Annotated in this window: 2 protein-coding genes; one reads left to right on the top strand and one right to left on the bottom strand. The window is 69.2% G+C overall.

The genetic code is table 11. The annotated features are described in order from the left end of the window. Nucleotides 1-126 precede the first annotated feature (126 nt). Nucleotides 127-246, top strand: a complete 120-nt coding sequence (locus tag D7W79_RS42345) for an aminopeptidase (RefSeq protein ID WP_120203757.1) — start codon at nucleotides 127-129, stop codon at nucleotides 244-246. 35 nt (nucleotides 247-281) lie between these two features. Here D7W79_RS42345 and D7W79_RS42340 read toward each other — a convergent pair whose 3' ends face one another. Continuing rightward, the gene (locus D7W79_RS42340; protein ID WP_147442369.1) at nucleotides 282-797 is read right to left on the bottom strand and encodes a hypothetical protein; all 516 of its coding nucleotides are present in this window, start codon (nucleotides 795-797) and stop codon (nucleotides 282-284) included. Between the last annotated feature and the right edge of the window lie 79 nt (nucleotides 798-876).

The following is an 876-nucleotide window of genomic DNA, read 5'->3' as shown; positions in this document are numbered from 1 at the left end:
GGCCCGCGCCGGGGGCGGGAGCGGCCCCCACCCCAGAGGACCCCGAGGGTTCCTCTTCCGGGAGCCCGTAGGCTTCTGATAGGTAAGCCCCCCTTTGCTCCATTCCGGAGACCAGGAGCCACCCACATGGCCAACAGCAAGAGCAAGCACCGCCGCGTGCAGATGAAGATCCGTCAGCACTGGAAGAAGCGGATCAAGAAGCAGAAGGAAGCCGCCAAGGCCGCCGCCGAAGGCAAGAAGAAGTAGTTCTCGCCCTGGCGCCGCTCCCGGCGGCCCTGGCTTTACTGCCGGGTCGCCGTGAAGGGGCGTGTCACGTTGCATCTCAGGGCGCTGGTCCCCTGGATGCGCGAGTAGTTGCCGGTGAAGTTCCCGGACAGGCTGCCACCGCCGCCGTCCTCGGGGCTCCCGGTGATGGTCGCGGTGAGGCTGAAGAAGGTGCTCACCCCACCGTCGCTGCTGGGCGGCGGCGTACCGGTCAGGGTCAGGAAGCCCGACGCGTACACCTGGCCCGTCAGCGCCACCCCCTTCAGCGACCCCGTGAGGATGCCGCCGTCTGTGCGCTGGATGGCCAGCGGCTCGCCGTCCGCCAGGGCCTGCACGTTCAGGTTCACGCACTCGGCGGGCAGGCCCGCGTCATCCTGGAACGCCAGCGGATAGGTGCCCTCCACCGGGGCGCACGCGTCGCCGCAGTCCACCGTCGCATTGCTGTCGCAGGCGGCGGGCGCGAGCAGCAGGAGGGAGCCGGACACGACGACGGTGGCGACAGCCGCCAGGGGGGCGAAACGTCCAGAAGTCATGGGTGGCCTCTTGGGGGAAGGAGGGACGGGCTTCCTGGTGGGAATAACCGTTCCTACGTTGGGCGCAGCAGGTCTGGGG

The organism is Corallococcus exercitus (assembly GCF_003611585.1).
GTDB lineage: Bacteria > Myxococcota > Myxococcia > Myxococcales > Myxococcaceae > Corallococcus > Corallococcus exercitus.
The sequence above is the reverse complement of the archived record's forward strand: the minus strand, read 5'-3'. Positions and strand labels throughout refer to the sequence as shown.

What these genes read in the sequence shown, in the direction of transcription:
- D7W79_RS42345 (WP_120203757.1), top strand. Translation starts at nt 127, where the DNA reads ATGGCCAACAGCAAGAGCAAGCACCGCCGCGTGCAGATGAAGATCCGT.
- D7W79_RS42340 (WP_147442369.1), bottom strand. Translation starts at nt 797, where the DNA reads ATGACTTCTGGACGTTTCGCCCCCCTGGCGGCTGTCGCCACCGTCGTC.